The organism is Rhizobium sp. NFACC06-2 (genome assembly GCF_900101425.1).
Taxonomy (GTDB): Bacteria; Pseudomonadota; Alphaproteobacteria; order Rhizobiales; family Rhizobiaceae; genus Agrobacterium; species Agrobacterium leguminum.
Genome location: NZ_FMVA01000006.1, coordinates 57,417 through 70,757, shown reverse-complemented (window position 1 = coordinate 70,757; position 13,341 = coordinate 57,417). Strand labels below are relative to the sequence as shown.

Genomic DNA, 13,341 nt, shown 5'->3' with positions numbered 1-13,341 from the left:
ATCCGCGCAGTCAGTGCCTGTCGCTGTTCGCACGGGCAAAGCTGCCCGGAGCGACACCCGTTCTCCTGCGGAAAGCGGTGCTGAATGCGCTGGCGGATTCATAACCGATCTCCTCCGCAATATCGTCGAGCGACTTCACCCCGCGCATCAGCGCGTCCCTGGCAAGCGCCATCCGCCAGCGGGCCAGATATTCAATCGGCGCGCAGCCGAGCATTTCATGAAAACGCGCCGCGAAGGCCGAGCGCGACATGCCGGCGATGCCGGCCAGTTCGCCGACGGTCCAGTTCGCGCGGATATTGGCGTGCATGGCGGACAATGCGCGGGCAAGCCCCGGCAAACGCATTCCCTTCACCAGTCCCACCGGAATAGCCTCGTTGCCCGCGTTCGGCCGACGCAGCACTTCAACCAGCAAAACTTCCAGCATGCGCCGGATGATCAGTTCTTTGCCCGCATCCTCGCGCGTGCATTCTTCCGCCAGCAACTCGATCAGACGCGCCAGTCGGGATGCTCCGCCCTCACCCGCCGGCACATGGATCAGCTCGGGCATCAACGAAAGCAGCAGCGCCGCATTGACCCGCTCGAACGTGAAACTTCCTCCCAGCGCAACGAAATCGGGTTCCCCTTGCTGTTCCCCATGCCGCACCGCCTGATCTTGCGGCTCGACCGGAATGCAGTCGACGTCGGTATCGCTGCAAAGCGAAAAGGCGGGCGTGGAGGGCAAAAGCAGGAAATCGCCGTGCGCCAGCCGCAGCGGTTCCCGGCCATCGATCATAAGCCACGCCGCACCGGCCAGCACCACGGCAAAACCCGGGGCGTCATAGGCGCGGTAACGCACGCCCCACCGGCCACGTCCGGAAATCGGCTTCGAAACGGCGGCGCTCGGCCGCAGAAGATCGATGATATCGCTAAGAGGATCCATTGTCTGGACGATCAATAATAAATTGCGGAGTTCGTAGCATATATCATCCAGAACAGGTCGTCTATCTCCGGTCCTATCGAACAATGGAGATTATGATGACCAGAACGATCCTCATCACCGGCACCTCATCGGGCTATGGCAAGGCAACTGCAGAGCTCTTTCTTTCGCGCGGCTGGAATGTCGTTGCCACCATGCGGCATCCGGATCCCGACCGCGTCGTTGGCGACACCGACCGGTTGCGCGTCCTGCCGCTGGATGTGACGGACGAACAAAGCATCGCGGCGCTGATCGATGCGGCAGGTCCGGTCGATGTGCTGGTCAACAATGCCGGCATCGGCATGGTCGGCGCTTTTGAAGCGACACCCGTGTCGGCAATCCGCACGATCTTCGACACCAACAGCTTCGGTGTGATGGCGATGACGCAGGCGATAATCCCGCAGATGCGAAAGCGCCGATCCGGCACGATCATCAATGTCACATCCAGCGCGACGCTCGCCTCCTTCCCGCTCGCCGCCGCCTACACCGCCAGCAAGCAGGCAATCCAGGGTTTCTCCGGTTCGCTCGCGCATGAACTCGGTCATTTCAACATCCGGGTGAAGCTGGTGGAACCGGGTTATGCCCCGACCACCCGCTTCACGACAAACGCCATCCTGCCGCTGGAGCAACTGCTGCCGGAAGACTACATGGACTTTGCAGGACCAATCCTTGAAGGCTTCGCCAAACCGGCCATGACGACCAGCGAAGGCGATGTCGCCGACGCGATCTGGAGCGCCGTCCATGACCTATCCGGCCAGCTTCGTTTTCCCGCAGGTCCTGATGCAATTGCGCTGTCCCGGGCGAACTGACGACCGATGGCGGCCTGACCGGACATTGCTCGGTTGCGGCGTTTCAGCCGGCTGATATGCAGATGGCAGATGTTTCAACACATCTGCCATCGACTTTACCAGGACGATGGCGACGGCGCTTCGAGACGCTTGCTCATCTTGCCCATGCTCTACCCGTCGCGCCGGGGGCCGTCTTCAGCCAGCCGGTAAAAGCTTCGACCTCATCCGTCTGGATCGCTCCGACGCCGGCCTCAGCGAGAGCGCCCCACACGGCTTCAGGGTCCGCCAGCGCGCACGTGTCATTGAAATCGAGGCAATGGGCGACGTCGAGCGTGTTGATCCAGAGACGGATGTTCTGGCGCTCCATCTCCGCACGACCTTCGGCCAGATCGGCTATATCGGTGAATTTCACCTCGATCATCGGCGCACGCAACGCCTCGATACGGCGCAAATCCTCCGCAAACTTGCCCTTCCGCACCGGGAACATCGGCATATGCGGGATCTTGCCGAACCAGTGCGCATCCAGCACCTCGAAACGGGCGGCTTCCGGGTCGACATCGGTCTTCACCAGCACCTGATCCTGAATACCGAGCCGCAGCACGGTTTCCGTGACCAGCGGCAGATCGCGGGCGAATTTGGTGTCGATATTGACGGCGATCCTGCCGCGCGCCTCTTCCAGCAATTCTTCCAGCGTCGGCACGCATTCATCGGTCACCTCGGCCGCATCGCCACCCGCACCGGCCTTCAGTCTTGCAGCGCGGACCACCTCGAAGGGCAGCGCATTCACGACGCCCTTCCCCGTCGTCGTGCGGTCGAGTGTCCCGTCGTGAATGACGACCAGCCGGCCATCGGCCGTCGCCTGCGTGTCGATCTCGATCATCTCTACCCCCGCCGCAACCGCGGCACGGACGGAAGCCAGCGAATTTTCGGCGGTTGCGGTCCAGAAACCGCGATGGGCAATGGTCAGAATGGCCGGATTGTCGCGCGAGCAGAGCGCAAGGACATTGCAGGGGCTGGAGGTATTTCGAGAGGCGGCAAGGGTTTGATGCATGATTTTCACTTTCAGACGTTGTGTTTACCGGCGCTGGTTGCAGGTGTCAGACTTTCCCCTTGTCCGCGGCCGAGGCGGCTCCTGCGAACCGGTTGTTGACCGCCTGGATTTAATACACTCATAGTGTAATATTTATAACAGGATCCATGAAAAGTTATGTCAGCCACGGTGGTCCGCATTGCAGCCGTCCCGCACAGCCATTATCCAGAGCCATGACCATGGATCAGACCCAGCCCCAGACCTTCGACCGCCAGCCGCTTGCCAGCGAAAACGAGCGTCTCGTTCTCGATATCATCCGCCGCCACGGCCCCATCGCCCGCGCATCGATCACCGGTCACACCAACCTGACGCAGCAATCCGTCCACCGGCTGATCGAAGGCCTGCTGGAGCGCGGGCTTCTGCAAACCGGGGCGCCGCTCAAGGGCACCCGCGGCCAGCCGAGCCCCACCATCGAACTGGTGCCGGAGGCAGCCTATTCGCTCGGCATTTCCATCAACACAGATTCCGTGGTGATCTGCATCGCCGATTTCCGCTGCGACGTGATTGTCGAGGAAAAACTGAAGATGCTTCCGGAGGACAGGGAGGAGACGCTTGCGGCCTTGTCTCTGGCCCTCGACAGGCTGCTCTCGGAACATCGCATCCCGCGCGAGCGCCTGCTTGGCCTCGGCTTTTCAATGTCCGGCTTCTTCGTGTCTGAGGACCGCGCCTTCAATGCGCCGGAGCCCCTGCGCGACTGGTCGCTGATGGACCTGAAGCCGATCCTCGAAGAGAGGTTCCGGCTGCCGGTCTGGCTGGAGAACAATGCCACCACAGGTGCGATCGGTGAAAGCCTTCGCGGTGTCGGCTCCTGGTGCCAGACCTTCGCTTATCTGTCCTTCAATTACGGTTTCGGCGGCGGGTTGATCCTCGGTGGCCAGCCGTTTCACGGCTTTCATGGCAATGCCGGCGAATTCAGCGGCATATACAGCCCGGATGAATCGCCCAAACGCCCGGCCCTGCAATATCTGATCGCCGCGCTCCAGAAAAACGGCGTCGACATCCATTCCATCGAAGCGCTCTATCAGCAATTCGACCCCGCATGGCCGGGCGTCGAGGAGTGGCTCGCCGAGACGATGCCGCAGGTGGACAGGCTGGTGGCGAGCCTGATCGCGGTTCTCGATCCGCAGGCCATCGTCTTTGGCGGGCAATTGCCGCGTGCGCTGGGCCAGATGATGATCGAACGCGCGCACATGCCCTCCCGGCGCGAACATCGTTATGGTGTCGGGCCAAAGGAGGCGAAGCTGGTTCTCGGCGAGACTAAGGGCGATCCCTCGGCTCTCGGCGCAGCGCTGTTGCCGCTCAGGGTGCGTTATTTCCTGTAACTCAGCCCAGGCGGCCTGATGTAATCCCGCAACAATCATCACGGAAACCTGAGCCTGATTTCGCCCCCGGTTTTTTACTGGTTGGCAGCTTGCATCCGAAGACGATAAATATGATTACAACTATCATGTTTATCGCGACATGACGCAGCATATCCGGCTGCTTCATGCGCCAAGCCAATACGTCACCGGGTCGATTGATGAGCAAAGCCCTGTTACAGGTTCTCGATGCCGAGGAGGAAAGCCGCCTGATGCGGTTTTTCCGCCGGCGCTTGCAGAACCGGGAAGACGCCGCCGACGCCATGCAGGAAACCCTGCTGCGGGCGCTGGAGGTTTCTCATGCGACGCTGATCGACAATCCACAGGCCTATCTCTTCCAGATCGCCCGGTCCGTCGCCCGCCTGACCGCCATTCGCCAGTCGCGCGAGCGGCCGTTATTCGCACCTTACGAAGCGGGCTTTGCCGTTGCCTGCGAAGAGCCGGGGCAGGAGCGGATCGTCGCCGGGCGGCAGCACCTTATTTTAATGGCGCGGGCCATCGAGGCCCTGCCCAAGCGTTGCCAGCAGGTCTTCGTGCTCAGCCGCCTGCATGGACATTCCAATGGCGAAATCGCCGCCCGTCTCGGCATTTCCCGCAACATGGTGGAAAAACACATCATCAAGGCGCTGCTGCACTGCCGTCAGGTTCGCGCGCAAATAAAAATGTAGACCGGCATCAGGTGTTCGCATCCTTTTTCACTCTATAAGGGAAAAGGACCACATCTCAGCACGCAACAAACGGCAGATCAGGACATGAACAAGCGCCCGGACGGTCAGAAGGATAACGGCTTGACCGATGACGCTCTGGCCGAAGAGGCCGCGCTGTGGGTGGCGCGCATGCAATCGGCAGACGCGACGGAAGCGGAGCGCGAGGCGTTTCATGTCTGGCTGCGGGCCGATGCCGCCCATGCTGGCGCCTATGAGGACATGCAGAGCCTCTGGGGCGAGCTTGGCGATATAGAGCTTGCACCGGTCGAGCAGCGAAAACGGCGCGGACCTCGCCGGGCAATGCTGGCGGGTATTGCCGGTCTCTGCCTCATCGGGCTTGCGGCGCTGTTTGCGGAGAAAAGCGGATTGAAGAACCGCTGGCAGGCGGATTATTACACCGAAATCGGCGAAACACGCATGCTTTCGCTGGAAGACGGCAGCCGCATCAGCCTGAACACCGACACGGCGATTGCGGTTCATTATTCGCAAAAGGAACGGCGCATCACCCTTCTTCGCGGCGAAGCCTATTTCGATGTCGCCAAAAACCCGGAGCGGCCCTTCATTGTCGAGGATGGAGCGCTGACGGCAAAGGCGCTCGGCACCCATTATTCGGTGCGCACCGGCAATGGCGCGCTGCCGCAGGAAGTGCAGGTGGAGGAAGGCCGGGTGGAAGTGACCACAGGCGCCGAGATCGCCGTGCTGACACCCGGAGAGACCGTGACCCTTGGCGGTGACGGCCGGCTGGTGCGCGCCCGCAAGGATGTCGCCAACAGCATGGCCTGGCGCGAAGGCAAGCTCGTCTTTTCCGGCCAGCAGCTGCGCGAGGTTCTCGATATTCTCTCGCAATATCGCCGGGGTCGCATCGTCATCCTCGATGAGGCGGCGGCGAGGCAGCACGTCTCCGGCATCTTCGACCTGAAGGACACGGATCAGGCGCTCACCATTCTCGAAGAAAGCCTTCCCGTTTCCGTATCGCGGCTTTCCGGAATGCTGGTTTTCGTCCGCTCGCGATAAAATAACTTTTTTCGCAAATCCGACGTCAGGAGTCGGCCCGCCTTTTCACTCTAGGCAATCAGGACCCGTTTCAGCGGGCGGCATGAGATCACGAGTGAGAGGGAATGACATGAATTTGGGCAAGCAGGCACGCGGCTGGTTCTGGCTGACGACGACGGCGATCATCGGGGGTATCGTCGCCGCAGGTCCGGGCGCCACGACCGCCAGCGCGCAGACACCGCCCGCCGCAAGCGGCGCACCCGCCACTGTCACCGTCTCCATTCCCGCAGGGCCGCTGGAAAACGCCATTCTCAGCTTCGGCCGCCAGGCCAATCTGCGCATGGTCTACCCCTCTGCGATCACCAGGGGTCGCAGCACGGCCGGCGTCAAGGGCACGCTCAGCGTATCGGCGGCCGTCAGCGGGCTTCTGGCCGGATCGGGACTGAACTACGCATTGGCCGGCGGCAATACCGTCCGCATTTTCGATCCCGCCAGCCAGACCGGCGAAAGCGGCGGTTCGGCTGCCGCCGGCAGCACCCTGCTTGCGCCGATCACCGTGCAGGGCACCGGCCTTGAAGGCGCCAGGGGCATCATCGAGAGCAATGGCTATGTCGGCAAATCCGGCCGCACCGCCACCAAGACCGATACGCCGGTTGCCGAAACCGCCCAGTCGATCACCACCGTCAGCCGCAAGCAGCTCGATGACCTGAAGCCGCAGAACCTCTCGGAAGCGCTGAACTACACGCCCGGCGCGCGCATCGGCCAATATGGCGCGGAGCCGCGTTTCGACGCCTTCAAGGTGCGCGGCACCGATCTCAGCACCACCGGCATCTTCCGCGACGGCCTGCGGCAGGTCAGCAGCCAGAACGGCAGCGCCCGGCTTGAGCCCTATGGCGTGGAAGCGGTTTCCATCCTGCGCGGCCCGGCCGCCTCCATCTATGGTGCCAGCAGCTCCGGCGGCATTGTCGATATCATCTCGAAACGCCCGACCGAAGAGACGCTGCGCGACGTGGAGCTGCAATATGGCTCCTTCGGCCGCGTGCAGGGCGCTTTCGATCTTTCCGGCGCCGTCGATGACGAGAAGACCATGCTTTACCGCCTGACCGGGGTGGCCCGCGACGGCCGCAACGAAATCAGCGCCATCAAGGACGACCGGCTGTTCATCGCGCCCGCCTTCACCTTCCAGCCGGATGCCGGCACCAGGCTGACGCTGCTCGGCGAATATATGGACAGCACCACCGGCGGCACCTGGGGATACATCAACAATTACGGCAGCGACGGCAAGTCGATCGGCGCGACGCCGGTTTATGGCGGCGATTCCCGTTTTAATGATTTCGAGCAGAAACAATGGCGTATCCGGCTATGAGTTCGAGCATGAAATCAACGACAACGTCACCTTCTACAGCAAGGCGCGTTATTCGGCCCTTTCGGCGGACCAGCAATGGGTCTTCGCCAATTATCCCGGCATCACCATCGAGGACAATGCAGGCGTCTCAGCAGACAATTACCTGAAGACCGAATTCGACACCGGCCCGGCGAAACATACGCTGCTGACGGGTATCGACTTCAGCCACATGTCCTACACCTCGAAACAGGGCAGCGGGCCGGGCCTGTTCACCGACACCTATACCTATACGCCTGATGTATCGCTGATATTGACCCAGCGGATGAACACGCTCGGCATCTATGCGCAGGATCAGGTCGAAATCGACCGCTGGCGCCTGACGGCCGGCATCCGCCACGACTGGCTGGACACCGAATATCAGGCCCAGACCGTCGGAGACGCAACGGCCCCCACCTATGACGGCGATGAAACCAAGACGACCGGCCGCGCCAGCCTCGGTTATGTCTTTGACAGCGGCGTGATGCCCTATGTCAGCTACGGCACCTCCTTCGTCGCCAATCCGGGCGTCATCATCACCACGGGAACGGTTACGGGCCAGGCGCAGCCGACGGTCGGCAAGCAATATGAACTCGGCGTGAAATATGCCCTGCCGCAATATAACGCCCTGCTGAGCGCCGCCTTCTTCAATCTCGATCAGGACAATGCGACGGTCTACGAGACCTCATCCGGCATCAACCTGCTGCGCCAGCTCGACCTGCGCTCGCGCGGCGTGGAACTCGAAGCCACGGCCTCGCTCGACAATGGCTGGAGCCTCATCGGCTCCTATTCCTATAACGACGTTGAAATCACCAAACTGACGTCGGAAACGGTGGGCAAGCAGCTCAATTCCTCGCCCTATCACACCTTCTCGCTGTGGGCCGATTACGAGTTCCAGAGCGGCGCGCTTGAAGGTCTCGGCATCGGCGCGGGCCTGCGTTATTTCGGATCGAGCTTCGGCGACAACCAGCACACGCCCATTCTCGACAATGAGGCCCGCACCTTCGTCGATGCCTCGCTGCGCTACGATCTCGGCAAGGCCCTGCCCTCGCTGGAAGGCGTGAAACTGCAGATCAATGCCACCAACCTTCTCGACGAGGTGAAACAGGTCTGCACCACGGGCTTCTGCTATTATGACGAAGGCCGCAAGGTCGTCGGCAGCATCCGGTATCGCTTCTGATGCTGCAGCAGAACCCTGCCACAACCAAGCCGTCGCCGGCCGCCGTCTTCGTGGCGGTCGGCGGGCTTTATGTCGGCCAGAGCGTGATTGGCGGGCTGACCTTTCTCGGCCTGCCGGCGGTGCTCAGAACCGCCGGACTGCCGCTGGACCAGATCGGCCTGCTTTATCTCGTCGTTCTGCCCTGGGCGCTGAAATTCCTCTGGTCGCCGCATGTGGAGCGTTACCGGCTGCCGCCCGTCGGCAGGAACCGGTCGCGGGTGATCGTCGGCACGGGCATCGCCGCCTGCGCCTGCGGCCTCGCTGTTCTTGCTTTCACCGGCCCGTCGCCGGTTTCCGTCGCAATCGCCATCCTGTCGGTGATCGCGCTGGTGACGGCGACAGTCGACATCGCCTGCGACGGCTATGCGGTCGAAACGCTGGCGGAAGAGCATCATGGCTGGGGCAATGCCGCACAGGTGGGCGGCTCCTATCTCGGCTCCGCCATCGGCGCCGGCCTGTTTCTGGTGCTGGTGGAGCGCGCCGGCTGGACGAGCGCCACGCTGGTCATGGCCGGGCTCGTCATCCTGCTCGCGCTCCCCTTCCTGCTCGGCCCGGCGGCAAGAACGGTCACGCAAACACGGGACCACCTGCCATCGATCAAAAACGCGCTCAGGCGACGGGAAGTCCGCACCGGGCTTCTGGTCGCGGCCGTTTATGTCGCCGCGCAGAAATGGGGTCTCGCCATGCTCGGCCCGTTTCTGGTCGATTACGGCTTCGATCTCGCCACCATCGGCGCGCTGAATGGCGTCGGCAGCATGATCGTCGGTTTCGCCGGCGCGCTGCTCGGCGGCACGCTGGTGCGCCTCTACGGGGCATCACGAACCCTGCTCATCGCCATCTTCGTGCAGACGGCGCTGTTGTGCCTTTTCGCCTATTTCAGCGTTCACGGCGATATTTCGCAATGGGTCGTCATGGCGGTTGCGGTGGCAAGCTCGTCGGGCATCATGTCCATTGGCTTCGTCGCGCTTTACGCCTGCTTCATGGGCTGGTCCGACCCCCGGCAGGCAGGCGTCGATTTCACCCTGTTCCAGTGCATGGACGGCGTTGTCGGCATGATCGGCGGGCTGGGCGCCGGCGCGATTGCCGAAAAATTCGGCTATCAGGCCTCCTTTATCATCGCCGCCATCGTTTCGGTGCTCGCCGCACCGGTCATCTTCCTGCTGATGCGGCGGCAGGACTCTTGAACCGAACCTCCGGGCGCGGCTGCTTCAACCGCGCCCGGCAGGCCTCGTGCATCGGCCTATTCCACCACCACCGACAGTGCCGAGCCGGTATAGACCGGCCGCAGCGTCACATTGCCCGCATCTATCGAGGTAAAGGTTCCGGTCAGGCCGTTGGCGGTGATCACGTCGAACCGCGTGCCGGTGGCTGGCGCGTCGCCATCGAAAACGAGCTTCAGCGTAGCGCCGTCCAGCACCGCATTGCCCTTGATCCGAAGCGCAGCCTTCTGCGGATCGACCGCCAGCGTGCCGCCCGACTGCGCATAGTCGCCGCCGATGACAAGATCCGTCTCTCCGCCGAGCGAAAGCGTACCGCCGCTGACCAGCACGCCGCCGGTTCCAAGCGCATCGGCGGACGATGCCACCAGCGTTCCCTCCCTGAGAATGGTGCCGCCGCCATAGCTGTTATGGCCGCCAAGCGTCAGCGCTCCGCTGCCGGATTTGACGAGACGCCCTGCCCCGGCAATATCGTTCGTCCATCTGTCCGTCGCATTGAACCCGCCGGCGGCAGCGTCCATCGTCACCTCGACATCGCCGTCAAACGCGCCGTAACCGCTGGCGGCAGCGACCAGATTGATGCGGCCCCAGCCATTGCTGTCATCCAGCAGCGGATAACCGGCCTCGATGCCGGTGGAAAACAACACGGCGCGGCGCTGGGCGGCATCGAGATAGGGCAAACGTGTCTCCAGCAGGACCTCCGCCCCCTTCGGCACCATCATCGGCGCATCGCCTGCGGCCCTGTCGCGGCTGAAGGAATAGGTCATGCGCCTGCGATAGTCCGTCCCGTTCTTTGCGGCATCAGCAAAGCGGTCGACATCCGGCTTTGCGCCATGGGCAAAATCGATAAGGGACTGGCCCTGCGGCAGGCGCTTAGTGAAATAGGCCTGCAAGGCCGCATGCGCGGCCTTCTTCGCCTCGGCATTTTTCGGGTCCTGCAACATGGCGGCAGCCATGGCGGTTGCGGTGATGCGGCCGCCGATCACGTCGAGCGGCGAATGCATGCCGGCGACGATGCGGCTCTCGCCGAGTTCGGAGGCAGCCGTCAGCAATTCGGAAAAGCGCTCCGGCACCGCATAGGCATAGGCAATGGCGGCCAGATAGGCGGCATTGGTGTGCCCGCTCGGAAAACCGCCATCCTTGCCGCGCCCGCGATTTTCCCGCGCATATTTCAGCGCCGGCACGATGACGCCCGGATCGCTGTCATGACTTTCGAAGCTGCGGTCGCCAATCGTTTCCTTACCGGTCTCGATCACCTCGCCTTTGTCGTTCATGCGCCAGGGCCGCGGTGAGGAATAGAAATATTTCGCCGGCGACGTCGTGCCCTCCGGGCCGCGAATGACCTTCATGAAGGCGACGAAATCCTTCAACTCGCTATCGGCTGCACCCGCCTCGGTGCCCTTGTCGTCTTCCTTGCGGGTGATGACCTCGTTCGGGTCGAAATCAGCCAGCGTATGATTGATCGTCGTCGTTGCGCCCGCCCCTTCGCGATACCAGTCGGCAAGCGGCCCCATGCCGTCGATGACGCTGTAACCCTGCGAACGGCGATCATTCATATAGGCTTCGAAAGCGGCAGCGCGCGTGCGGTTTTCACCGGTCACGGACAGCACGTAACGCATGTTTTCCTGCCAGACGGCGGGATCGACGATCTTTACATGGCTGAAATCCGCCGGACCATCGCCATTGGCGCCGCCATCCGCCCATTTTTCATCGCCAAGCGTCCAGATGCGGTTGAAACCGGAGAGGATTTCAATGATCGGGTTGTCCCGGTCATCATAGGCGCGAACCGCCTCGCCCTTCTCATTCTTGCCGGTCTGGTTGCGATAATTGTCGGCAAGCGGCAGCGGATATGTCGCCGCTGGTTCCGGCACCGTAATCGCATAACCCTCACCTGCCGGGCCGGTGCGATCGAACGCCTGCGCGCCCGGAACCAGAACCAGCAATGCGACGGAGGCGAGCAGGCTCGAGCGTGCGGAAAAGAAAGACGACATCTTCAGTCTGGCCATGACGAATCCTATGATTTTCAGCGAGTGACGCGTGACGAAAACAGGCGGCGCGGCGTTCCGCGCGCCTCATCGTCAGGTTTAAACGGAGCCTATTTCAGTTTTTCGATGGGCGGCCGGGAACGGCTCCCTGCGGCAATTCCTCCAGCGAAAATGCGCCGCCTTCGGAAAGAAACGGCGCGATATGCCCGGAGCACCACTCCGGGCATATCGTTCGAGAGCTTCATCATTCCGCCGGAGGCGGACGGTCGGGCCGTTATTTCTTGACCGCGACGGCCTCGTTGATCTTGGCGACGTCATCCTCCAGAACCTTGTAGGTCTGATCGAGCGTCAACTCGCCGACGATGAGCTGGCTCATGCGCTGCACGATCTGCTGATACATGGCGCTGCCGCCCTTGGCGCGTTCGAACTCACGGGCGGCCTGCGGCACGTTCTTCTTGTTGTCGAGGAAGACCTTCATCGCCGCCTTGGCGTCTTCGCTCTTCAGCTTGTATTGCGGATCGACGATCTCCGCGCCGGTCAGGATGACGTAGTTCTCGGCGATTTCCCGCTGCACCTTTTCGGAGCCGAGGAACTCGATGAAGTGAGCCACATCTTCGGGATATTTGGTGCGCTTGAAGCCGACAATGGCGGTGCCGCCGGGCATGGCGTAGCATCCGGCCTCGCCGCAGGGCGCATTGATCGCCGTCCATTCGAAACTGTCGCCGATCTTGTTCTGGAACGGATTGACCATCCAGTTGCCGGCCAGATAGGTCACGACATTGCCGTTGACGAATTCGTCACCCATGTTCTTGTACTGCGAACCGCCGGCCGCACCCCACATTTCCTTGGGGAAGCTGCCGTTCTGCGTCCATGAATAGATATCGGCGATATATTTCTTCGCCGCATCGTCCGGGAAGCTGAACTTGCCGTCCTTCACATAGGTCGCGCCATAAGCAAAGGCGCCGCCGGAGAAGCGGTGGCCGGAACGGTCCATGGTGAAGGGAATCTGCACGCCGGTCGCCTTGGCGACACGGGCGGAAGCCTCGACGATCTCGCTGAATTTCGCGGTTGGGCCGGGCAAGGGTTCGCCCGCCTGCTCGAACAGCGTCTTGTTGACGAAGGGCAGGTTCAGCGTCTGCGACGCCATGTAACCGTTGATCGACTGCGGATCGTTGACATTCGGCAGGCGAAGCTGGTTGAGGCTGGAACCGTGCAGCTTCGCGAAGGCTTCCGCATCCTTCATATAGGGGCGCATGTCGAGATAATAGGGCGCAAGCTGCCAGTCGGTGATCTTGGCGATATCAGGACCTTCGCCGACCGCAAGCTGCACCGGCAGCTGCTTGGAAACCGCGTCATAACCCGAAGACACGAAATTGATCTTCACACCCGGATTGGCCGTCTCGAACTCCTTGCTGAGTTCCGACATGCGTTGCACATAACCCTGGTCGTCATCCGTAAAAAGGAAAGTAATCGTGCGGGTCTCGGCCTGGGCCGTCGCAAGACCTGCGACAGAGGCCACTACGAGGGCGCTGACGCCCGAAAACAATTTCATCATGCTCATCCTCCCAATGAAAATATTTTCATAAATCGAACGGAAGCTCCTCTGCTTAATTCGATTTATAATGTTTTGCGGCTTGACAGAATAAAC

Annotated in this window: 9 protein-coding genes and 1 pseudogene; 6 read left to right on the top strand and 4 right to left on the bottom strand. The window is 61.8% G+C overall.

Annotated elements, in window-relative coordinates; translation table 11 throughout:
- Window positions 1-10: 10 nt before the first annotated feature.
- Window positions 11-919, bottom strand: a complete 909-nt coding sequence (locus F3H58_RS12500; protein ID WP_149742409.1) for an AraC family transcriptional regulator — start codon at window positions 917-919, stop codon at window positions 11-13.
- Between the two features lie 95 nt (window positions 920-1,014).
- On the opposite strand from F3H58_RS12500, the gene F3H58_RS12495 reads away from it, so the two are divergent.
- On the top strand, window positions 1,015-1,764 hold the full coding sequence (locus F3H58_RS12495; RefSeq protein WP_149742408.1) for an SDR family oxidoreductase: 750 nt from the start codon (window positions 1,015-1,017) through the stop codon (window positions 1,762-1,764).
- Window positions 1,765-1,897: 133 nt separating this feature from the next.
- On the opposite strand, the gene F3H58_RS12490 is transcribed toward F3H58_RS12495, so the two are convergent.
- Window positions 1,898-2,794 (bottom strand): glycerophosphodiester phosphodiesterase family protein, encoded by an 897-nt coding sequence (locus F3H58_RS12490; protein WP_149742407.1) that lies wholly within the window; start codon window positions 2,792-2,794, stop codon window positions 1,898-1,900.
- A 212-nt stretch (window positions 2,795-3,006) separates the two neighbouring features.
- On the opposite strand from F3H58_RS12490, the gene F3H58_RS12485 reads away from it, so the two are divergent.
- The 5 genes and pseudogenes from F3H58_RS12485 (at window position 3,007) to F3H58_RS12465 (ending at window position 9,675) form a co-directional block, all read left to right on the top strand.
- Window positions 3,007-4,155, top strand: coding sequence for an ROK family transcriptional regulator (locus tag F3H58_RS12485; protein WP_149742406.1), 1,149 nt, complete (start codon window positions 3,007-3,009; stop codon window positions 4,153-4,155).
- A 197-nt stretch (window positions 4,156-4,352) separates the two neighbouring features.
- Window positions 4,353-4,859 carry a sigma-70 family RNA polymerase sigma factor gene (locus F3H58_RS12480; RefSeq protein WP_020808834.1) on the top strand — a complete coding sequence of 169 codons (507 nt, stop codon included), beginning with the start codon at window positions 4,353-4,355 and terminating at the stop codon, window positions 4,857-4,859.
- Between the two features lie 84 nt (window positions 4,860-4,943).
- Complete coding sequence (locus F3H58_RS12475) at window positions 4,944-5,912, top strand: FecR family protein (protein WP_149742405.1); 969 nt, start codon at window positions 4,944-4,946, stop codon at window positions 5,910-5,912.
- Window positions 5,913-6,021: 109 nt separating this feature from the next.
- Window positions 6,022-8,452: pseudogene (locus F3H58_RS27725) on the top strand (TonB-dependent siderophore receptor).
- Window positions 8,452-9,675, top strand: coding sequence for an MFS transporter (locus F3H58_RS12465; RefSeq protein WP_149742404.1), 1,224 nt, complete (start codon window positions 8,452-8,454; stop codon window positions 9,673-9,675). The pseudogene F3H58_RS27725 and the gene F3H58_RS12465 overlap by 1 nt, the downstream one beginning before the upstream one ends.
- A gap of 56 nt (window positions 9,676-9,731) precedes the next feature.
- Here F3H58_RS12465 and F3H58_RS12460 read toward each other — a convergent pair whose 3' ends face one another.
- Entirely contained in the window at window positions 9,732-11,714 is a 1,983-nt protein-coding gene (locus F3H58_RS12460) for a phosphatase PAP2 family protein (RefSeq protein WP_149742403.1), read from the bottom strand.
- A 253-nt stretch (window positions 11,715-11,967) separates the two neighbouring features.
- On the bottom strand, window positions 11,968-13,248 hold the full coding sequence (locus F3H58_RS12455; protein WP_031233411.1) for an ABC transporter substrate-binding protein: 1,281 nt from the start codon (window positions 13,246-13,248) through the stop codon (window positions 11,968-11,970).
- Between the last annotated feature and the right edge of the window lie 93 nt (window positions 13,249-13,341).